Genomic DNA, 19,415 nt, shown 5'->3' on the forward strand with positions numbered 1-19,415 from the left:
GCGCGGTGAGCGCATAATGGCCGAGATAGTTGGTGCCAAGTTGCATCTCGAAACCATCTGACGTCACCTGCCGCTCCGGCAGCGCCATCACGCCGGCATTGTTGATGAGCAGGTCAAGCGAGGCGTGCGCGGCGGCGTAGCGTGTGGCAAAATCCGCCACTGAGGCGAGGTTTGCCAGATCGAGGTTTTCGTAAGCAATCTCGGCATTCGGGAATTTGCCGCTGATAGCCTGCAGCGCATGGCGGCCCTTGGCCTCATTGCGGCCCGTCAGCACCACGCTGGCACCGGCGCCGGCGAGCGCCAGCGCGGTTTCATAGCCGAGGCCGCCGGTGGCGCCGGTAATGACGGCGGTCTTGCCGCTCAGGGGCGGAATGTCTGCGATGGTCCAGTCGGTCATGCTTATATCTCCAGGACTCGATTCGTTGCGGCTCGATTCGTGGCGGCTCGATTCGTTGCGGATAGAAGCCGCACGCTCTAAATGTGCACCTAGTGCAAATTTGCAAGAGGTGAAAATAAGGGATCAATGGTGACCGCGCGCAGGCAGGTTAAGTCCAGGGTATCAAAGGCGAAATCTCGCACGGCGGCCGTCGCGGAGGCGCCCGGTCTGCGGCAGCGCAAGCGGCAGCAGACCCGCGAACGGCTGACCCGGGCCGCGATGGCGCTGTTTCTCGAACGCGGCTTCGAGGCGACCACGCTCGATGACATCGCCGCCGCCGCCGACGTCTCGCGCCGCAGCTTCTTCCACTATTTTGCGTCCAAGGAAGACGTCGTGTTTGCCTGGCACGAGGAGAGCACCGCGGCCCTGATTGCCGCAGTCGCCGCGCGGCCCGCCAGCGAATCCATGCTGACGGCCGCGGAGAACGCGATTGCCGCGATGGCGAGACAGCTCGAGCCCGGCGAGGCGATCGCGATGGCGCGGCTCAAGCGCGACAATCCGGCCCTGCAGGCGCGCGACCAGGTCAAATACGAAAAACTCGAGCGGGCGCTGGCGGAGGCGCTCGGCAAGCGCGCGGGTCACAAGACGGAAAGGCTGCAGGCCCGGCTGGTTGCCATGATCGCGACCGGCGCGATGCGGATCGGTGGCGAATTATGGGCCGCCGAGGGCGCGCGCGAGAAACCGGAAGCGCTGGCGAAGCGGACCTTCGCCGCGATACGGGCGATCTTCCATTGATCGCCGGTATCTCGTGCGCAAACCGGCGCGGCAGACGTCCGGCGTTTACCCCCTGATGAACGCAAGCAGGTCGGCGTTGATGGTGGCTGCCTCCGTGGTGGGCATGCCGTGCGGAAAGCCCTTATAGGTCTTCAGCGTCCCGTTCTTCAAAAGCTTCGCCGACAACGGCCCGGCCGCGACATAGGGAACGATCTGATCGTCCTCGCTATGCATCACCAGCACCGGCACGGTGATCTTCCTGAGGTCGTCGGTGAAATCGGTCTGCGAGAACGCGACGATGCCGTCGTAATGCGCTTTCGCGCCGCCCATCATGCCCTGGCGCCACCAATTCTGGATCACGGCCTCCGAGGCCTTGGCGCCCGGCCGGTTGTAGCCATAGAACGGACCCGCCGCGACATCGCGATAAAATTGCGACCGGTTGGCCGCGAGCGCCGTCTGAAATCCGTCAAAGACTTCCTTGGGTAGACCATTGGGATTGGCCGGCGTCTTCACCATCAGCGGCGGCACCGCACAGAGAATGGCCGCTTTCGCCACCCGGCTCTCGCCGTGGCGCGCCAGATAGTGCACCACCTCACCGCCGCCGGTGGAATGACCGATGTGAATGGCGTTCTTCAGATCGAGATGCGCCGTCACAGTCGCAAGGTCGTCGGCATAGTGATCCATGTCATGACCATCGGCCACCTGGGCGGAACGGCCATGGCCGCGGCGGTCATGGGCGATGACGCGATAGCCATGATTGAGGAAGAACAGCATCTGCGCGTCCCAGTCATCGGCCGACAGCGGCCAGCCATGGCTGAACACGATCGGCTGACCCGAGCCCCAATCCTTGTAATAAATCTCCACGCCGTCTTTGGTCTTGATCGTCGCCATGGCGAATTTTCCTCTTGGTGTAGTCATTCCGGGACGACGCCAAGATGCGGGTCCCGGAACGACGGAAACGTCGATCAGGCGTAGGTCAGGACCGGCCGAAACCGCCGCACCGCGCCAATGATCACCACGACAAAGAACACCAGCACGATGCCCTGGACCACGGCGAACACCGGTCCGGCGGGCGGGTTACCCGGCGCCAGCGCCGTCAAGGCCGGAATCTTCAGGAAGCTCTGGATCACCAGCACAAAGACGTTGAAGTAAAGCGAAACCAGCGCGGTCACCACATAGATCCATCGCCAAGCGCCGGAAAGCTTCATGGAATAAAGCGCGAAACAGGCAATCGCCAGCAGCACCAGCGAGAGAATGCCGACGATGTGCGACGGCAGCAGCTTCTCGAACGGAAACAGAAAGCCGGTGGCGCTGGTCAGGATCGTCGTCAGCAGGAACAGCGCGGTCATGCCCGCCATCCGGTTGGAGCCCAGCAATCCGGACAAAACCACAAAGCCCGAAACGATGCCGATCAGACTGATGACGACATGCACCATCGTGAAGGCAGACAAGCTCAACCCCAGGACCATGACGCGCTCCCCCTAGTTTGAAACCGGGCAAATGCTACGACTCATCAGGGAAAATTGCCACAGCCGCGCAACGGTTCGGCCGCAACGCAGATATTCGGCGATCGAAACAAATCGACGCCATGCCGGACGTTTTTGCACCGCTGTCACAAACGGCAGCTTGACGGCGCTGACCGCGGCCCATTCGCCCACGGCGACTGCCTTGAAAAGCCGCCTTCAATAATAACGGGGAATCGGACCGTTATGCGCCGTCTTGCGGTTCGACAGATCGAACAGAACTTCATCCACATAGCACCAGCCCCATCCTTCGGGCGGATCGTAGCCCTCGATGATGGGGTGTCCGGTGGCGTGGAAATGTTTGGTGGCATGCCGATTTGGAGAATCGTCGCAGCAGCCGACATGGCCGCAGCTGCGGCAAATCCGCAGATGCAGCCACGCGCTGCCGATCTTCAGGCACTCCTCGCAACCGAGCGCGCTCGGCGTGACGTCGCGGATACCGGCGATGTGGGTGCAGCCCTTTGTCATCCTCGCCCCCCTGTAACCGCAGCCTGATAAACTAGAGCATGATCCGGAAAAGTGGGAACCGGTTTTCCGAAAAGATCATGCTCAAACAAGAAGATGGGCGACGAGCATGATTCAACGCAGTTGAATCATGCTCTAAAGCGCCGGCTTCGCGGCATCGCCGAGAAATCCGTGCAGTGCCGCCACCACCTGCGCCCCCTCGCCGATCGCGCCGCCGACCCGCTTGACCGATCCCGAGCGCACATCACCGACCGCGAACACGCCCGGTACCGAGGTTTCCAGCGCCGATGCCGGCTGCCCCTCGCTCTTCTTACACTGCGCGCCGGTGACCACAAAACCTGCGCGATCGACCATCACGCCGCAGCCGTCGAGCCAGCCGGTGGCGGGATCGGCGCCGACGAACAGGAACAGATTGCGGAAGTCGGCGGTGCTGCATTCGCCCGACAACCGGCTGCGCCAGCGCACCCGCTCCAGCGCGACGTCCTTGGTGCCTTCCAGCGCGACCACCTCGGTATTGAACACGAGCTCGATATTCGGCGCGGCCTCGATGCGCTCGATCAGGTAGCGCGACATGCTGGAACCGAGCCCGCCGCCGCGGATCACCATGTGAACCCTGCGGGCATGACCCGACAGGAACACCGCGGCCTGCCCGGCGGAGTTGCCGCCGCCGACCAGGATGACTTCCTGTTCGGCGCATAGCCGCGCCTCGATCGGCGACGCCCAGTACCAGACGCCGCGGCCTTCGAAGTCGGCGAGGTTTTCGATCTCAGGCCGGCGATAGCGCGCGCCGCTCGCGACCACGATCGACCGCGCGCGCAACACTTCGCCATCGTCGAGTTTCAGGCCGAATGCGCCGTCGTCGCGCGAACAATCGAGCGATTTCACCTCCACCGGAATCATCATGTCGGCGCCGAACTTCTGCGCCTGATTGAAGGCCCGGGCGGTCAGCGCGTGTCCGGAAATTCCGGTCGGAAAGCCAAGGTAATTCTCAATGCGCGCGCTGGCGCCGGCCTGCCCGCCGAACGCGCGCGTATCGCATACCGCGACCGCCAATCCCTCGGACGCCGCATAGACCGCGGTCGACAACCCGGCGGGACCGCTGCCGACAACGGCGACATCATAGACCTTGTCCCTGGCGAGGGCGCGTATCATGCCGATCGCGCGCGCCAGTTCGGATTCGCTGGGGTTGCGCAGCACGCTGCCGTCGGGCGCCACCACCAGCGGCCAATCCGCCGGCGACGGCGAATAACGCGCGATCAGTTCGGCGGCATCGGTATCGGCGACCGGATCGAGCAGATGATGCGGATAGCCGTTACGGACCAGAAATCCCTGCAGCCGAACGACGCCGCTCGAATCCGACGGACCGATCAGCACCGGTCCTCCGGCGCCGTCCCGGATCAGGTTGACGCGGCGAAGGATCAGCGCGCGCATGATGCGCTCTCCGAGATCGGCTTCGGCGACCAGCAGCGCCCGCAATCGCTCCGGCGGTATCAGCAGCGTTTCGACGTCGCCCTCGGCCTGGCCGTCGACCAGCGCGACGCGGCCCGAGAGCTGGCCGATTTCGGCCAGAAACTGGCCCGGCCCCTGATCGATCAGCGGCGTGACGTGGCCGAGGCCATCGCGCTGCGTGATCGCGACATGGCCGGACAACAGCACAAACATGCCCGGCCCGGGTTTGCCGGTCTCGAACAACATGTCGCCGTGCTTGTAACTGCGCGCCTCGCCGAACCGGCGCATGCGCGCGATTTCCTGCGGCGTCAGCGCCGGAAAAGTCTGCTCATGACGCGGAAACGCGCTCGCTGCCGAAGCTCCCTCATCCGCCATGTTGACTGTCGTGATATCTGCAACCATTCCGTCCCACCGCACTCGAAAGGCAACGATAAAGGATTTCTCAGCAAGTTTCCTTGGCGAGCCAACAGGTCCTACTCCACCGGTTTATCGCTGTCGTCATGTGGGGAGGCAACATCGGCATTGGAAGGCGCGACCGCGACATCGTCCCGTCCCCTCGCCTGCGATTTGCGCCGCTTGAGATTTTCGCGCAGTGCCAGTTTCAGCCGGTCATTGCGTGGATTTCGGCGAGTATCCTTCTTGGGGGCTGCGGATTGCCCCACACCTTTGTCGTCGCCATCCTTCATCGTCGACCTGCTCGAATGCATCGCGCTTAAATTATATCAGGGAGAGACGGGCTGATGGGCGAAAACCCATGAGCTGGCGGCGTTGCCGCAAAAACCTCGACGAGGCCGGCGAAATGCTCGAATTCGAGGTCGTGGTCCGCCCGATCAAGGCCGCTGGCGGCGCTGGGCGAGGCAATGGGGAACCGGATCGGCCCGCAACTCAGCCTGCTGAAGGCGGCTGGGGCTACCCCCGCACTGATTATGGCCGTTTTTGATGGCCTCGCAGGCCATTTCCCGCGCTTGCGCGCCCTCTGGCCTTGTGGCAAGGATCGGCGCGCCTTGTCGAGGTCTTTTGGCCGATTCTCGTATCCGGGCACGCTGCCGTAGCTCAGTGGTAGAGCACTCCATTGGTAATGGAGAGGTCGACAGTTCAATCCTGTCTGGCAGCACCAGTTTTCCCAGTAAAATCAGAAAGCCGTGCGCCGTTAGCCTACGACGCCCTTTTTCTTGGATTTCCCCTGCTTGAGGAAATTGACACCGATTTCCTCGCCATTGACCCATGCCAGTTCGCAGCGCCGATAGGCAAGCCCGGTCGACGAAAGCAGCAGGAAGAACTCCTTGAGGTGCAGTTCACCGACTGTTCCCTCGACAGCTATTTTGGCCCCTTCTTCGGAAATATCCAGCAAGCTGCACGCCCGACGCCACGTCCCATCGATCGCCATCATGTGGGCGTCGTAGCCCCGCTCGAACACGACGCGTTCGCCAAATCGTCGCTGCTCCGTTGCCATGGCTGTGCTTCTCGATCAAAGGCCAACTGCGGCCATCCGACCAAATTGAACACAAATAGTTTAACTGGCTGCTAAGAACTCTTTAACGACTTGCCAAACCCGCCCCCGCGCATAGCGGGGTTTTTGGGCGCGAATCCTGTCGGAATTATCCGGCTGTTTTGATGTGCGTTAAAATGTGTGGTGGCCGGCGGCCTGACCGCCGTCGACATGAAGGATTTCCCCTGTGACGAATCCCGCGGTGTCCAGGTACATCACCGCGTCAACGACATCGGAAATTTCTCCCATTCGCCCCATCGGATGCAACGACGCCAATGCCTGATGGGCCTCGACCTGGTGCATCGGGGTTTTGATGATGCCCGGCGCAACGGCATTCACGCGCACGTTGCGCTTGGCGTATTCGGTCGCGAGTGACTTCGTCGCCGCGTTCAAGGCCCCCTTGGTCAGGGACGCCAGCACCGACGGCACGCTGGTCATCGGCTGGTCGACCAGGCTCGTCGTGATCGTAACAACGTGACCACTGCCTTGCTTCACCATCGTCTCCATCACGCCCTGCGTCATGTGAAAGAAGCCGGTGACGTTGGTCGCCAGATAGGCCGCGTAGTCCTCGCTTGAATAGGCGGTAAACGGCTTCGCCATGAAGATGCCGGCATTGTTGACCAGCGTGTCGATGCGCCCAAACCGGTTCAACGCTTCCCGGACCACCCGTTCGGCTGTCTGCGGGTCGGCGACATCTCCGGGAACAGCCACCAGGTCGGAATGATCGACCGCCTTCAGGGATCGCGAGTTCGCGACCACCAGATAGTTGCGGCCGATGAATGCCTGCACCAGGGCCGCCCCGATTCCCTGCGATGCCCCCGTTACGATCGCCACTTTCCGCGTTTTGTCCATGATCTCACCGCCGTGTTGTTAGCCCAGACAATTCCAGGTCCACCGGGACCCATTTCACCGGAACGACTTCATCCGTTGCGTCAGGCTGCGCCGCTCGCCAGCAACGGGTCATATTCCCTGCGTTTCAACATCGTATGAAGCTGGCGACGTCGAATACCCATGTTGCCACCGTCGAAGATCGGCAATGCCAGCGCGTCCTGCAGCAGTTCTCCAAATGGTAGTTCGTTGTCGTAGCTGTCGATGCCGACGACCCGCATCAGATCGGTAATCACAGTGACGGCCATCTCGGAACCGTAGATCTTTGCCTGGATGGCAAGCTCGTCCGCAGCCGGATTTTGCGTATCGACGGCGTGGCACGCCCGCCAGCTCAGATACCTGGCCGCTTCGATCTTCATTTTTGCGTCCGCCAAAGCGTATCCGACGGCCTGATGCTCGATGATCGGATGAATGCCGCCGCGTCGTTCCGTCAGCGCGAAATTCAGGGAAAATTCGAAGGCCGCCCGCATCAGGGCCACGCCAAAAATTCCCACCAGCGCCGCGGTCCCGGTGAAGCTGGCCGAAGAAAGCGCAAGGCCACCGCCCTCTTCGCCGATCAGATTGCGCCGCGGTGCGCGTACATTTTCGAAACCAAATTGCGGGGTGAGATGGCCCCGATGGCCGATGGCATCGATCGCCCGTTCAAACATGATTCCCGGCGTGGGTCTTTCAACGGCAATAATGGAGACTGACGTCTCGGGCCTGGTCTCGGCGCCGGTTCGACAGACCACGCACAAGACGTCCGCGCCCTTGCGGTCCCAACCGGTCGCGGAGGAAACCCATTTCTTCCGGCCATTGATGACCCAGTGATCGTCGTGGAGTTTTGCCGTGGTCCGCACACCTTCGCCCGGTGGCGGAGACGCCGCATTGGCACTGCCACCGGGTTCGCTGGAGCAGAAGCCGGCCAAAGGCGCGCCGCTCTTCCTTAAAAACGGCTCCAGCAGCCGGCCACACTGCTCGGGCGTTCCGCCGATCAAGATCGGCAACAGGCCGAGAACCGTACCCAGCATCGTCAGGGTAATGCTGGCGTTCACGCTGTATAATTCCTCCGCCATGATCGCCATGTCGATCAAGCCGGCATTCTCGCCTCCGGCCGGTGCTGGAATGCATTTGCGCAAAAAGCCCGCCGCCACCATGGCTTCATAGGCCGGCTTGGTGGCGAGAAATCGCTCCTCCGGCGTCGGCAGCTTCTCATAGACAGGCCTTGCGGATGAAAGCACGTCCCTGGCGAACGCGCGGGATGCGAGCTGGAGTTCGCGCTGCCCTGGTGTCAGCGTAAAATCGATGGCCATCGAAGCTTCCTCAATCTTCAGCAGCACGTCGCCGCATCGCGCAAACGACTAACGTGCGGAAGAGAGAAAGTCTTGGACGGTGGTGAACCGATTTCTTGGCCTACCGTGTACCGTCAGTCGGCCCGGAACTCATGGCACGCCGAAATTCCCGGGGTGCGAGGCCATTGCTGCGTTTAAACAGCCGGTTGAAATGCGAGATATCCCGGAAGCCGGCATTGAATGCGATTTCCGCAATGGTCGTGCGTCGATGCGCGTGATCGAGCAAACTCCGGGTACAGGCAAGGATACGCAAGCTGTTAATGTGTTCTCCGACCGAGCTTCCCGTGGTGGAAAACAGCTTGTGCACATAGCGTTGCGAGCAGTGAAATTTCGTCGCGAGCACAGCCGCGCCGAGGTCGGGGTCGTCCGTGTGGCGATCGATATAGTCAAGCATCATCGACAGCAGGACCGACAGACCCGGCCGCTCCGACGGCCTTTCTTCCAGAATGTCAGGCGCATGAGATATCAGGTCGACGACATGTTGGGCGCCGAAGGCAGCGATTCCCGAGATCGATCCCGAGCGAAGACACAGCTCCGCATGTCCCGCCAATGTCCGCGATAGCGCGCGGCCGGACTGCGTCGCCGACAGCCTCAACCGCGGCCGCTCCGCGAGATTGCCCGGCAGTAGCTGTCGCGGTATCGCAAAACAAAACAGACTGAAATTCCGGCAGTTGGCGATCTCGAACGGCTCTGTGGTGTCGACGATGGCCAAATCTCCCGGTCCGCAGGTCTGCTCGTGGCCGCGCTGGGTATAGCGACCAACACCATCGAGCTGGAGATTGACGAAGTACACGTCGCTGACACTTCGGGCGATATGCGAACGCAAACGGAGGACCGAGTGCTTGGTCGCTTCGACACGGGAAATCTGGATCGAAGCGACGTCGGCTCGCGAGATCGTCCCCTGGAAAGGTTGCTCGGCGATCTTTCGTGGTTCCAGCGCAACGAAGGCGGAAGCTAAATCCTCAGCCCAACTTCCGAAGGGCCGGTCCGCTTCGATCGTTCTTGTCGACCACTCCATAGGTCCACCTAAAATTCACGGCTGCAAATTTCATGGATCGCCCTGCGCAGGAGAATACATCAGGGCCCGACGAGGTCAAATCCGCCATGGTCTACGGGACCTTCCCGCGAACGATACGTCATCGAATGTTGCAAAACGCGAAGCTGGCCAAACTGCAACTTCTTCTGCCGCGTGCGGATGATTGCCCAACAACGCGACAGCTTGCACATTGCATGGACATCAGGACCGACCGGCACCTGCTTTGGGTCCGCTCGGATCATGTGGCTTTCTTTGTATTCGACAGCCCCGCTGACTCTTCCTAGTGTCGCTCACGGCGCGTGCTGCGATGTAGGGAAAAATGCCTGAGAGAAAACTGGAATTCATGCGGCGCGCCATCGAACTGGCTCGCCATGCCACCAACAGCGGCTCCGGTGGCCCGTTTGGATGCGTCATCGTCAAGGACGGCGTCGTGGTGGCCGAGGGCTTCAACCAGGTACGCCTGACCAGGGATCCGACCGCGCACGGCGAGATGGTCGGCCTGCGGGCCGCAGCGAGCAAACTCGGGACGGCGGATCTCTCGGGCTGTGAAATCTACAATATTTCGATTCCTTGCCCGATGTGCCTGGCGGCGCTTTATTGGGCGAAGATCGACAAGGTGTATTATTGCTGCCTGCCGGCAGATGCCGATGCCATCGGTTTCGACAACGTTACGATCGCGCGTCATCTGCAGCAGCCGATCGAGAACCAGCCCATCAAGTCTGAGCGTATCGAAGAACTCTACGACGAGGCGCTGGCGGCCTACCGCGCCTCGATTGTCTCACCCCCGACATAGCAGGCGGGTGCATGTGCGCTTCGGCCTGGACATCGGGCCGCGCGGGCGCTCGCCGCCGCATCGGCTCAATTATGTTCGCTCGGACCCATGATGACGATGCCTTCGGTGGCCTCGACATGGCGCACGAAGATGTATTTGTCCTCGCGGCCGTCACTGTGTTTTCGCCGGATGCCATGGCGGACGGTCGATTCGACTTTCGCGACCACGAGATACGGCACGGTGGCGGCGAGTCCGGCCCGGCAATGGTCCTCGAAAGCGTCGAGATCGCGTACCGTGTAGGCCTGCTCGATGCCGGCACCCTGCGCGATCCTGGCGATATCGACGCGGCCCTTGGCGGTGTGGGTCGGCGGCCCGCCGATCGACTGATAGCATTCATTGTCCCAGACCACGACCAGCAAATTGGGCGGCTGCTCATTGGCCAGCGTCCCGAGAATCCCGAGATTGAACATCATGCCGCCATCGGTATCGAGCGACACCACGCGCCGATGCGGCAGGCCGACCGCGAGGCCAAAGGCCTGCGGCGTGACGCAGCCGAGCTGTTGCTGGAACAGGCTCGCGGCGCGCATGTGAGGCGCGGCATTGTACCATTCATCGACGCTGGCGCCGAGCGAGAGAATGACCAGTTCGTCCTTCAACAAGGCGCCGAGGCGCTCCATGCAGTCATATCGCTTCATCGCACCAGCGCTCCGGTCAGCGCGACCGCCGAATGGTAATAGGCCGCATAGGACCAGTGAAACGCATCCTGGATCGAGCGCTCGATGTCGTCCTCGCGGTCGACGACACGGTAGGGAATGCGCATCGCCTCGAGCAGCGGCTCCATGGTCATGCCGTGCGGGATCGCCCACCAATTGTTCTCGCCAAGATCGCCGCGGTAACTCATCAGCATGACGACCGGGATTCCGGCGCCCAGGCCCATGCGGGCCAATGGCTCGATCGACGCCCGCAGTCCCGAATTCTCCATGATCAGCGCCGCGCGCTTGCCCGACAGGAACAGGCCGCCGCAAATCGCAGCGCCCTCGCCCTCGTTCGTCACCGGGATGGTCCTTATATCGGGATCCTGGTCGAGCGCCGGATAAAGCTCCTTGAACAGCGAATCCGGCAGGTAGCAGACCACGCTGACGCCGGCGGCCTTCAGCCCGGCGATGACCCGCGCCACAATATTCGGTTGCATATCGATGATACCCCGGCTTTCAGCGGGTCAATTCGACCGCGGAGGTGGCGTAAAGGGCGATGCATTCGGCGGTTCGCACGCCCTCGATCACCGTCAGATTCCATCCGGTCATCTCGGCAAAGCGCTCCACCGTATAATCCTTGAAATTAAAGGCGATCCTGGCGAGCTGCTTGATGTCGCGGTTGCGCGCGCCCAGAACCAGCGTGTTGATCCCGCCGTTGAGAATGGCACCGAGACACATCGGACAGGGCTCGCAGGTCGCATAGAAGGTGCAGTCCGGCAGCTCGCGCCGCCCGAGCTTCTGGGTCGCGTATTTGATGGCGAGGGTTTCCGAATGGGCGGTGGCGTCGCAGGCCGAAACCTTGAGGCTGCGGCTCCTGACCACCACCTCGCCGTCGCGGGCCACCACCGCGCCGAACGGCTGCTCGCCCTGCGCGGCGCCGGCTTTTGCTTCCTCGATGGCGATCGCCATGAAACGATTATGATCGGCTTCCAATTTCATCCTCCGTCATTTGCTTGATGTCACGCGATCGGGTGATCGCTTCGGTCAGTGGCCCACTTCGGTCAACGGCCCGGCAATGCGCGATCGGCCTTGGGCGGCAGGAACGCGCGGCTGAAGACTTCGTCGAGCGACGGTGTGCGGGGCAGCGCATAAGCCTCCGAAACCGTCTTGATCGCAGCCTGAAGCCTGGTGTCGTCGAGGTCGCCGAGCCCAAGCCGGGCGACTTCGTCGGTCCGCAATTGATGATCGACGGTGTAGACCAGCCGTTGTTTCTCAAGATCGACATTGGTGAGCGGCTCGACCTTCTTGAGTACCGCGATCCCTTCGTCGGGATTGGCCGCGACCTCGAGGATGGCGCGGTTCAACGCCTTGACGAGGCCGCGCACGGCTTCGGGCTTCTCCTTCAGCAGCTTCTGGGAAACCAGGATGCCGTTGGAATACAGATCCAGTCCGTTCTCGCTGTAGAAGAACCACCGGAAATCCGTCTCCGGCGATTTCTTCATGGCCAGAAAATTCATGTAGCTGGTCAGGGAAAATTGCGCGATCGCATCGGCCTGTCCGTTGACCAGCAGTTGCTCGATCAGGTTCGGCGCGGCGTTGAGGATCTTGACCGTTGAGGCATCGACGCCGTTCTTGAGCGCGAGCGGTTTGAACATGCGCTCGGTCGCCGAGCCCGCCGGCGCCGCCAGCGTACGACCTTCCATGTCCTTGAGGGTCTTGATCGGACCGTCCGCCTTGACGATCAAGGCATAGGGCGCCCGGTTATAGAGCATATAGACCAGCACCGGTTGTTCGCCCGGACGCTGGGCGGCGTTCTGGATCACCGCATTGATGTCGCCGAACCCGGCGTCATAGGCGCCGGTCATGATGTGACTGACGGCCGCGGCGGAGCCGTCGCCCTGGTCGATCGTGACGTCGAGCCCTTCGGCCTGGAAGTAGCCCTTGTCCCGCGCGAAATAGTACCAGGCGCCCGGTCCCTGCGCCTTCCAGTCCAGAATAAAGCGGATCTTGATCGGCTCGGCATGCGCCGTGCCGGCGATCGCCGTGATGGCCAGGCAGGCCAAGCCCAAACAGGCCAAGCCCCAAACGGACAAGCGCTTCATGCTGACGACTCCATGCTGGTTCGCAAATGCGGGTGATCTGAGGTCATGAGGCGACGGTGCTCTCGCGGGTGGCCCAGCCGGTGAGACGCGCCTCGGCGAACGAAAACAGGCCGTAGAGCGCGATGCCGGTGATGGAGATCAAGGCGAGGCCGGCGAACAGCAGCGCCACGTCGAAATTGGCGGACGCGACCATCATCACGGTGCCGATGCCGTAATTCGAGGCGATGGTCTCCGACGTGATCGAGCCGATAAAGGCCACGGTGATGGCGACCTTCAGCGAGGCGAATAAATAGGGAAGCGTGCGCGGCAGGGCCACGTTCCACAGAATGTCGCCCCGGCTGGCGCCCAGCGCCCGCAGCACATCCTCGAGTTCGGGTTCGCTGGTCGAGATCCCGGTCGCGACGTTGACGACGACCGGGAATATCGACAACGAAAGCGCGGTCAGGACGGCCGGAACCGTGCCGGCACCGAACCAGATCACGAAGATCGGAATGATCGCCACTTTCGGCACCGACGAGAAGCCGATCAGGAGCGGATACAGCGTGTCGTAGGCGAGCCGCGAGCTCCCGATCATGACACCGGTCACCACGCCTGCCAGCACGCCGAGCGCGAAGCCCGTCAGCGTGCTCATGATGGTCTGGGCCAGATGAGGCCACAGATCGGGGAATCGCGTCACCAGAGTCACGAGTACCTGGCTCGGCAGTGGCAGCACGAGATCGCTGACGTGAAGCAGACGGCACAACAATTCCCAGACCGCGAAGAAGCCGAAGATCACGGCGGTGGCGGACAAGGCTCGGGAGAAGCGCGCCATTCTCTAGCCCCCCTCGCCGGCAGGCTGAAGCGGAGCGATCAACTCGCGCATCCGCTTTCCGAGCGCGACGAATTCGGGCTCGTAGGTCATCGCAAGGGTTCTGGGATAGGAAAACGGGACCGGCCTGTCATCGATGATCCGCCCGGGACGCGGGCTCATGACGCAGATCCGGGAGCCGAGGTAAGCAGCCTCGCGCAGATCGTGCGTCACCAGCAGCACCGTCGGCCGCTTGGCGAGCCACAGCGCTTGCAGGGTTCCCCAGAGTTCTTCCCGGGTGAACTGATCCAGCGCGCCAAAGGGTTCATCCAGCAGCAGCAGTTGCGGATCATGCACCAGCGCACGGCAGAGATTGGCCCGCTGCAGCATTCCGCCCGACAATTGCCAGGGAAAATGATTGGCGAAACCGTCGAGGCCGACTTGTGCCAGCAAGTCGCGGACCCGATCGCGAAACTCGCTTTTACGCTTGCGCCGATACTCCGACCGGAACGGCTGCACGATCTTGAGCGGCAGCATCACATTTCGCTCGACGGTGAGCCACGGCATCATGCTGGCGTTCTGAAACGCCATTCCGATCCGCAGCGCCTTGACGCCGACCTCCCGGCCGCCGACCACGACGACGCCGCTGGTCGGGCGAACGAGACCGCTGACCAGCCGCAAGATCGTCGATTTGCCGCAGCCCGAAGGCCCCACAAACGAAATGAACTCGCCCTTGCGCACGTCGAGGGTGGTTTCGTCCAGCGCCGTCGTGGCGCTGCGGCCGAGGCCATAGCGGACCGAGACGGCCTCGAGTTCGATCACTTTGCCGGGCTGCTCGGCGGAAGCCGCGAGCCGGCTGGCCTCGCCAGCAAGTGTCGGTCGCAATCGGGCCGCCTGTTCCATTGCGTTTCCTCGCTGGTCGAGGCTTTCGTATGCAATGGAGGGGCCAGCAATGGACCCGGTTCGACGTTGCTGAACTTGTGCGGCTTCCCGGGAACGCATCCATCGATCCTCTCGGCGCAAACCGTAGTCGGCCCCATACGTTCCAGATAGCTGCTAAATTACGATCGTGATGTGCTCAAAAAAGCAACAACTACATCCCGTCAAGTTGACCGATCGCCGTACTCAGGAGCTTCGACAGCAGGGCCGGCGGCTCGGTCGGGAAGGTTTTCGCACGCGAGGCGAGCAGAAGGCGCCGGGGACGCATGGCCGGATCGCGAAGCGGCACGAACAAGAGCTCGCCCCGCAGCAATTCGCTTTCGACGCCGACCCTGGTCTGGAACGCCACACCCAGTTTCGCCGTCACGCATTTGGCCATCAGATCGATCGAGTTGGTGACGGCCCGGGGATCGAACTCGATGCGGCTGTCCAGCAACGCGCCCTCGATCGACGATCGCAGCGCCAGCGTAGCGTCCGACAGAAACACGCGCTCGCCCGCAAAATCGTTCAGCCGGACCTCGCTGCGTCCAGCCAAAGGATGGCCCGGCCACAGCAGCGCGCCAAGCGACAGGCTCGCGCCGGCCAGCCGCTGCGTGCCCTTAGGCACGCGGGAATCGAACGCGATGCCGAGTTCGGTTTCACCCTCGGCGACCAGGCGCAAGGCTTCGCTGGAACCGACGGTCCGAACCTCGACCGCGACATTGGGAAGCCGCGCCCAGAATTCGGCCAAAATCCGCGGCAGCAATCCCCGCGTGACGCTCTCCACGGCTGAAACCCCGATCTTGCCGCGGCGCAAGCCGGTGAGATCGTTGATGATCGAACAGGCCTGGTTGAGTTCCGAGGCGCTCGCCCGGGCGTGATAAACCAGGATCTCGCCGGCGCTGGTCAGTTTGAGGCGCTGTCGAACCCGCTCGAACAGCGGCAGTCCCAGCACCTCTTCGAGCGCCTGAATCGTCCGGCTGATCGCCGACGGCGCGACATTAAGCGCCTTGGCGGCCCCTCTGATCGAGCCGAGTTGAGCGACGGTCTGGAAATAATGCAGCCGGGCCGAAACCAGACCAAGCCTGTTCGCATCCATCGACGCTCTCCGGTACAAGCTGCCGCTGGCGGGCGGATTCAACTGCTTCCTGTTCCAAGTACCGCAGATAACGAGGCAAGCGTACCCAGTCGATCACGCCGCGCGAACCGAGTTCAGGAACTTGCTGACTTCCACCCTGAGCCGGTTGCTGTCCCCGGACAGCTGCCGCGCCGCGGAGAGCACCACCGATGAGGCCGAGCCTGTTTCGCTGGCCCCACGCTGGACGTCGGTGATGTTGGATGAAACCTGCTGGGCGGCCTGCGCCACGTGCTGCACGTTGCGGGATATTTCATTGGTCGCGGAACCCTGCTGTTCCACTGCGGATGCGATCGACGCCGCGATCTCCGACATCCGCTCGATGGTGCCGCCGATCGCCTTGATCGCCGCGACCGAGTCCTGCGTTGCCGCCTGAATCCCGGTGACCTGCAGGCCGATCTCGCTGGTCGCCTTCGCGGTCTGTTCCGCCAACGCCTTGACCTCGGCCGCCACGACAGCAAAACCACGCCCCGCCTCGCCGGCACGCGCCGCCTCGATGGTGGCATTCAAGGCCAACAGATTGGTCTGCCCTGCAATCATATTGATGAGTTCGACCACGTCGCCAATCCGGGCCGCGGCCTTGGCCAGTTCGCCGACCCGATCGTTGGTCTCCTGCGCCTGTTCCACAGCCTGGGTGGCAATGCCGGCCGACGCCTGGACCTGACGCCCGATCTCGCTGACCGAGGAAGCCATTTCCTCGGTGGCCGAGGCTACCGACTGCACATTGGTGGAGGTTTCTCCCGACGCCGCCGCCACGATCGTCGTCAGCTCAAGCGAACGTTCGGCGGTTGCCGACAGGTTGACCGCAGACTCCTCCAGCCCGGCCGAGGCGGACGAAACCGTGTTGACGATCTCACCGACGGCATTTTCGAAATCATCGGCAAGCCGGTTCATGTCAGCCCTGCGCTGCGAGAGCTGCCTCTGCTCCGCGCCGGACTGCTGTTCGCGAACACGCTCGGCGTCGACCAACGCATCCTTGAACACACCCAGACTGCGCGAAATGCGGCCAATCTCGTTGCGGCGATCACGAAAGGGAACCTCGATCGCGAGGTCACCCGATGCGAGCCCGTCCATGACGCCGCACATCCTGTCGAGCGGACGGACCAGGCCACGCCCGAGAAACAGCGCCGTCAAGGTTGCGACCAGCAGGCCGGCCAATCCGCCTACAGCAATCCATACCGCGCGGCTGAAGATGACCTCATCGATATCGTCGACATAAACACCCGCCTGGACCACCAGGGACTTGTCGCCGGTGCCATATCCGCTGACATAAGAGAGCTTGGAAACTTCTTTACCGCCGGCGAATCTGGGAACGAGATATTCTACGAAACCACCACCTGCCCGCGCTTTGGCAACGAGGTCCTGAATCAGCAGATGCCCCTGACTGTCCTTGAAGTCCCAGCGATTGACGTTGATGTATTTGGGATTGGCATGCACATAGGTAACGCCCGCGTTGTCCTTGCCGGCGCCGTAGATGCCGATGTAATCCGCGTATTGGCCCCAGCGCATGGCCCCGATCGCATCGAAAGCAAGTTGCTGCGCATCGGCGGGCTTGAGATTCCCGGCCTTGGCCTTTTCATCGTAGTACGAAAGGATCTTCTTGGCGGTCTCGACGATATCGAGCACCTTGACCTGTCGTTCCTCGATGACCGTGTTACGAACGACCCAGACCTGATAGGCCATGACGGCGACAAAGACCGCAGAAAGAACCAGGACGATCGTGATGAAGCGTCCATATACGGAGAGGTGGCGCATGAATTGGCTCCCTGACCTTTAAAAAGAGCCTTTTGAATTAAAAGAGAATTAACTTTCTGGTTCAATGCCGTTGCGAAATTCTTCTCAGCCGACCGGCTGGGTGGTCAGAATCGGAATCGGCATCTCAAAGCCGCGCAGCCGATGCTCGCCGAGGGGCCGCCAAGGTCCTGCCGCGGCGTCAGCGAAGGTCGCGGTGGCCAACAACGAACAGCCAAGCTGCTTGGTCAAGTCCTGCACCCGGACCACCTCGTTGACCGCGGCGCCGACCACCGTGAACTGCAAGCGCTCGGGCACGCCGACATTGCCGTAGATCATCTGGCCAAGATGAAGCGCGATGCCGAAGTCGAGCACCGGTCCGTTGGTCGTCGGTTGCGAGGCGCCAAGGCGCCGGCGGGCTTCATGGGCCGCGGCGAGCGCACGCGCGCACGCTTCTTCGGGGGAGCCCTCGACGCGGAACAGGCCGAGCACCGCATCACCGATCAGCGAGACCACCTCGCCGCCATGATCGAGCACCGCGGCCGCCGTCATTTCGAAATAGCGCCCGAGCAGGTCCAGAAAATCTTCGGTCGAAAGCCCGTCGGCAAGTTCCGTGGAGCGGCGAAGATCGCTGTACCACAGCGCGGCGGTGATCTTTTCCCCGTCGCCGCGCCGGATCAGGCCGCTGAGCACAGCCTGGCCGGCGCGCTGGCCCAGATAGGCGTGAGCGATATTTTGCGCGACGCTGTGCTCGATCCTCGATTTCAGTGCGATGCCGAGTTCGCGGGTCACGCGCTGCAGCTGGGCAATCTCGTCATCGGTGAACCCGGCGGCCCGGTCGCCGAGCCAGGAGCAGAGCACGCCGTTCTGTGAGGCCGGATCGAACGCGACACGGAAGACGAGATAGTCGGTGCCGCCCAGCGCTCGATAGTCCTCCAGGACCTCGAAATCGAGTAGCGCTGTGGCTCCGGTCAGCCGACGTCGAAACACCGGCAGACGATGGGTCATGACATGGCCGAGCGGACTGCGCAAAAACTGTTCCTGGCCGCTTTGTTCAGGACTGAAGAGCTCGACGACGACACCTTTCTCCCCATGCCAGGTCAACGTACTGGCATCGTAGAGCGGATGAAGCACCCGAAACGCCACCTGGGCCCGAAATACCGGTATGCCGACCGCCCGCAACCGCTGGCACAGCTCGCCATACAGCGTTGCGGGCTCGGATTCGTGCAGCGACTCGTCGGCCAGCCATTCGACGATGGCGCCGCCCAAGACGCTCGATGCTGTTTCCGGATTGTCCATGGGCGGCGACCTTATCCGAAATTGCGCGGGCGACCAGCGTTCACTACATCTCGACGCACCGGGCGCCAGCTATATCTTTGCGTCACGCGGACGTATCGCGGGCCGGCCGTGCTTCTCCTTCACATCGGCGACCCCATTCAACATCTCCTTCAGCGCATCGACCGCGGCGGTTTCTTCCGCGGTCAACGGCGTCTGCGGATGGAAATGCGCGAGCAGCACGATCAGCGCATCGCCGATGCGACCGATCTGCTTGCCATAGGTACCGACATCCGACAGCACCTCCGCTTCGACATCGGGATCGCTGGATTGGCCAAGGTTGATATTGATGACGCCGAGCTGGCTTCCGATCGGACTGAAAAAAGCTGTCCACGGGTTGATCGACTGAACGACATCTCCGGAAAGCGGCATCTTGAACGTCGCCATGCTCAATTCCCCCTGTTGCCTCCGCGCATCTGCGGGCGGGCTAAAATTAAGGCTTCTTTTAGGTTTGATTAAGGCTCCATTAAGCACGGAAAATCGTTGTTCCCCAATAGGTTGGGTTCTTGTTCAGTGTGGCCGATAGGTGACAGCTTTTTAGTCAAAAGCTGTCTAAGTGCGCGCCTCGCCGTTCTGCGGCCAAGCTGAAAAAACTCAATTCAATAACGT

Annotated in this window: 22 protein-coding genes and 1 tRNA gene; 3 read left to right on the forward strand and 20 right to left on the reverse strand. The window is 62.1% G+C overall.

Translation table 11 applies throughout. From position 1 onward, the window contains the following. A partial coding sequence (locus tag ABR948_RS09925; RefSeq protein WP_428116547.1) for an SDR family NAD(P)-dependent oxidoreductase occupies positions 1-397 on the reverse strand: 397 nt, incomplete at its 3' end. Between the two features lie 126 nt (positions 398-523). On the opposite strand from ABR948_RS09925, the gene ABR948_RS09930 reads away from it, so the two are divergent. Continuing rightward, the gene (locus ABR948_RS09930; protein WP_428116549.1) at positions 524-1,171 is read left to right on the forward strand and encodes a TetR/AcrR family transcriptional regulator; all 648 of its coding nucleotides are present in this window, start codon (positions 524-526) and stop codon (positions 1,169-1,171) included. Positions 1,172-1,216: 45 nt separating this feature from the next. Here ABR948_RS09930 and ABR948_RS09935 read toward each other — a convergent pair whose 3' ends face one another. The 5 genes from ABR948_RS09935 to ABR948_RS09955 all read right to left on the reverse strand — a co-directional run bounded on the left by ABR948_RS09935 (position 1,217) and on the right by ABR948_RS09955 (position 5,273). Further along, positions 1,217-2,041, reverse strand: coding sequence for an alpha/beta fold hydrolase (locus tag ABR948_RS09935; RefSeq protein WP_428116551.1), 825 nt, complete (start codon positions 2,039-2,041; stop codon positions 1,217-1,219). A 74-nt stretch (positions 2,042-2,115) separates the two neighbouring features. Further along, on the reverse strand, positions 2,116-2,619 hold the full coding sequence (locus tag ABR948_RS09940; RefSeq protein WP_428116553.1) for a hypothetical protein: 504 nt from the start codon (positions 2,617-2,619) through the stop codon (positions 2,116-2,118). Positions 2,620-2,832: 213 nt separating this feature from the next. After that, complete coding sequence (locus ABR948_RS09945) at positions 2,833-3,141, reverse strand: UBP-type zinc finger domain-containing protein (protein WP_428116555.1); 309 nt, start codon at positions 3,139-3,141, stop codon at positions 2,833-2,835. A gap of 132 nt (positions 3,142-3,273) precedes the next feature. Further along, complete coding sequence (locus tag ABR948_RS09950; protein ID WP_428116558.1) at positions 3,274-4,989, reverse strand: FAD-dependent oxidoreductase; 1,716 nt, start codon at positions 4,987-4,989, stop codon at positions 3,274-3,276. A gap of 71 nt (positions 4,990-5,060) precedes the next feature. Continuing rightward, positions 5,061-5,273, reverse strand: coding sequence for a hypothetical protein (locus ABR948_RS09955; protein ID WP_428116560.1), 213 nt, complete (start codon positions 5,271-5,273; stop codon positions 5,061-5,063). A 356-nt stretch (positions 5,274-5,629) separates the two neighbouring features. Between ABR948_RS09955 and ABR948_RS09960 the strand changes: the two genes are divergently transcribed. Further along, positions 5,630-5,704, forward strand: a tRNA-Thr gene (locus tag ABR948_RS09960). Positions 5,705-5,737: 33 nt separating this feature from the next. Here the strand turns inward: ABR948_RS09960 and ABR948_RS09965 are convergent. From ABR948_RS09965 to ABR948_RS09980, 4 genes are all read right to left on the reverse strand, one after another. Further along, on the reverse strand, positions 5,738-6,040 hold the full coding sequence (locus ABR948_RS09965) for a PilZ domain-containing protein (protein WP_428116563.1): 303 nt from the start codon (positions 6,038-6,040) through the stop codon (positions 5,738-5,740). 168 nt (positions 6,041-6,208) lie between these two features. Then, positions 6,209-6,928: an SDR family NAD(P)-dependent oxidoreductase gene (locus ABR948_RS09970; protein WP_428116565.1), complete on the reverse strand. Its 720-nt coding sequence runs from the start codon at positions 6,926-6,928 to the stop codon at positions 6,209-6,211. Positions 6,929-7,008: 80 nt separating this feature from the next. Continuing rightward, entirely contained in the window at positions 7,009-8,256 is a 1,248-nt protein-coding gene (locus tag ABR948_RS09975) for an acyl-CoA dehydrogenase family protein (protein WP_428116568.1), read from the reverse strand. A gap of 100 nt (positions 8,257-8,356) precedes the next feature. Next, positions 8,357-9,313: a helix-turn-helix domain-containing protein gene (locus ABR948_RS09980; protein ID WP_428116570.1), complete on the reverse strand. Its 957-nt coding sequence runs from the start codon at positions 9,311-9,313 to the stop codon at positions 8,357-8,359. A gap of 337 nt (positions 9,314-9,650) precedes the next feature. Here ABR948_RS09980 and ABR948_RS09985 point away from each other — a divergent pair, with 337 nt between their 5' ends. After that, positions 9,651-10,124, forward strand: a complete 474-nt coding sequence (locus ABR948_RS09985) for a nucleoside deaminase (protein WP_428116572.1) — start codon at positions 9,651-9,653, stop codon at positions 10,122-10,124. 65 nt (positions 10,125-10,189) lie between these two features. Here the strand turns inward: ABR948_RS09985 and ABR948_RS09990 are convergent, their stop codons facing one another. From ABR948_RS09990 to ABR948_RS10035, 10 genes are all read right to left on the reverse strand, one after another. Next, positions 10,190-10,798, reverse strand: coding sequence for a thiamine pyrophosphate-dependent enzyme (locus ABR948_RS09990; protein WP_428116575.1), 609 nt, complete (start codon positions 10,796-10,798; stop codon positions 10,190-10,192). After that, positions 10,795-11,295, reverse strand: coding sequence for a thiamine pyrophosphate-binding protein (locus ABR948_RS09995; RefSeq protein ID WP_428116577.1), 501 nt, complete (start codon positions 11,293-11,295; stop codon positions 10,795-10,797). Before ABR948_RS09995 ends, ABR948_RS09990 begins: the two co-directional genes overlap by 4 nt. Before the next feature lie 19 nt (positions 11,296-11,314). Further along, positions 11,315-11,791, reverse strand: a complete 477-nt coding sequence (locus tag ABR948_RS10000; protein WP_428116580.1) for a nucleoside deaminase — start codon at positions 11,789-11,791, stop codon at positions 11,315-11,317. 68 nt (positions 11,792-11,859) lie between these two features. After that, entirely contained in the window at positions 11,860-12,900 is a 1,041-nt protein-coding gene (locus tag ABR948_RS10005; RefSeq protein WP_428116582.1) for an ABC transporter substrate-binding protein, read from the reverse strand. A 43-nt stretch (positions 12,901-12,943) separates the two neighbouring features. Then, on the reverse strand, positions 12,944-13,711 hold the full coding sequence (locus ABR948_RS10010) for an ABC transporter permease (protein ID WP_428116584.1): 768 nt from the start codon (positions 13,709-13,711) through the stop codon (positions 12,944-12,946). A 3-nt stretch (positions 13,712-13,714) separates the two neighbouring features. Next, entirely contained in the window at positions 13,715-14,590 is an 876-nt protein-coding gene (locus ABR948_RS10015; protein ID WP_428116587.1) for an ABC transporter ATP-binding protein, read from the reverse strand. A 190-nt stretch (positions 14,591-14,780) separates the two neighbouring features. Next, positions 14,781-15,704, reverse strand: coding sequence for a LysR family transcriptional regulator (locus ABR948_RS10020; RefSeq protein ID WP_428116590.1), 924 nt, complete (start codon positions 15,702-15,704; stop codon positions 14,781-14,783). 93 nt (positions 15,705-15,797) lie between these two features. Then, a complete protein-coding gene (locus ABR948_RS10025) occupies positions 15,798-17,495 on the reverse strand; it encodes a methyl-accepting chemotaxis protein (protein WP_428116594.1) in 1,698 nt (565 codons plus the stop codon). Between the two features lie 84 nt (positions 17,496-17,579). Then, a complete protein-coding gene (locus ABR948_RS10030) occupies positions 17,580-18,770 on the reverse strand; it encodes an adenylate/guanylate cyclase domain-containing protein (protein ID WP_428116597.1) in 1,191 nt (396 codons plus the stop codon). A gap of 69 nt (positions 18,771-18,839) precedes the next feature. Next, positions 18,840-19,193: a hypothetical protein gene (locus ABR948_RS10035; RefSeq protein ID WP_428116600.1), complete on the reverse strand. Its 354-nt coding sequence runs from the start codon at positions 19,191-19,193 to the stop codon at positions 18,840-18,842. Positions 19,194-19,415: the final 222 nt, after the last annotated feature.

The organism is Bradyrhizobium sp. (assembly GCF_050014615.1).
GTDB lineage: Bacteria > Pseudomonadota > Alphaproteobacteria > Rhizobiales > Xanthobacteraceae > Bradyrhizobium.

Bases quoted from the DNA above. Each gene is read 5' to 3' on its own strand.
- ABR948_RS09930 (WP_428116549.1), top strand. From the start codon at position 524: ATGGTGACCGCGCGCAGGCAGGTTAAGTCCAGGGTATCAAAGGCGAAA.
- ABR948_RS09935 (WP_428116551.1), bottom strand. From the start codon at position 2,041: ATGGCGACGATCAAGACCAAAGACGGCGTGGAGATTTATTACAAGGAT.
- ABR948_RS09940 (WP_428116553.1), bottom strand. From the start codon at position 2,619: ATGGTCCTGGGGTTGAGCTTGTCTGCCTTCACGATGGTGCATGTCGTC.
- ABR948_RS09945 (WP_428116555.1), bottom strand. From the start codon at position 3,141: ATGACAAAGGGCTGCACCCACATCGCCGGTATCCGCGACGTCACGCCG.
- ABR948_RS09950 (WP_428116558.1), bottom strand. From the start codon at position 4,989: ATGGTTGCAGATATCACGACAGTCAACATGGCGGATGAGGGAGCTTCG.
- ABR948_RS09955 (WP_428116560.1), bottom strand. From the start codon at position 5,273: ATGAAGGATGGCGACGACAAAGGTGTGGGGCAATCCGCAGCCCCCAAG.
- ABR948_RS09965 (WP_428116563.1), bottom strand. From the start codon at position 6,040: ATGGCAACGGAGCAGCGACGATTTGGCGAACGCGTCGTGTTCGAGCGG.
- ABR948_RS09970 (WP_428116565.1), bottom strand. From the start codon at position 6,928: ATGGACAAAACGCGGAAAGTGGCGATCGTAACGGGGGCATCGCAGGGA.
- ABR948_RS09975 (WP_428116568.1), bottom strand. From the start codon at position 8,256: ATGGCCATCGATTTTACGCTGACACCAGGGCAGCGCGAACTCCAGCTC.
- ABR948_RS09980 (WP_428116570.1), bottom strand. From the start codon at position 9,313: ATGGAGTGGTCGACAAGAACGATCGAAGCGGACCGGCCCTTCGGAAGT.
- ABR948_RS09985 (WP_428116572.1), top strand. From the start codon at position 9,651: ATGCCTGAGAGAAAACTGGAATTCATGCGGCGCGCCATCGAACTGGCT.
- ABR948_RS09990 (WP_428116575.1), bottom strand. From the start codon at position 10,798: ATGAAGCGATATGACTGCATGGAGCGCCTCGGCGCCTTGTTGAAGGAC.
- ABR948_RS09995 (WP_428116577.1), bottom strand. From the start codon at position 11,295: ATGCAACCGAATATTGTGGCGCGGGTCATCGCCGGGCTGAAGGCCGCC.
- ABR948_RS10005 (WP_428116582.1), bottom strand. From the start codon at position 12,900: ATGAAGCGCTTGTCCGTTTGGGGCTTGGCCTGTTTGGGCTTGGCCTGC.
- ABR948_RS10010 (WP_428116584.1), bottom strand. From the start codon at position 13,711: ATGGCGCGCTTCTCCCGAGCCTTGTCCGCCACCGCCGTGATCTTCGGC.
- ABR948_RS10015 (WP_428116587.1), bottom strand. From the start codon at position 14,590: ATGGAACAGGCGGCCCGATTGCGACCGACACTTGCTGGCGAGGCCAGC.
- ABR948_RS10020 (WP_428116590.1), bottom strand. From the start codon at position 15,704: ATGGATGCGAACAGGCTTGGTCTGGTTTCGGCCCGGCTGCATTATTTC.
- ABR948_RS10025 (WP_428116594.1), bottom strand. From the start codon at position 17,495: ATGCGCCACCTCTCCGTATATGGACGCTTCATCACGATCGTCCTGGTT.
- ABR948_RS10030 (WP_428116597.1), bottom strand. From the start codon at position 18,770: ATGGACAATCCGGAAACAGCATCGAGCGTCTTGGGCGGCGCCATCGTC.
- ABR948_RS10035 (WP_428116600.1), bottom strand. From the start codon at position 19,193: ATGGCGACGTTCAAGATGCCGCTTTCCGGAGATGTCGTTCAGTCGATC.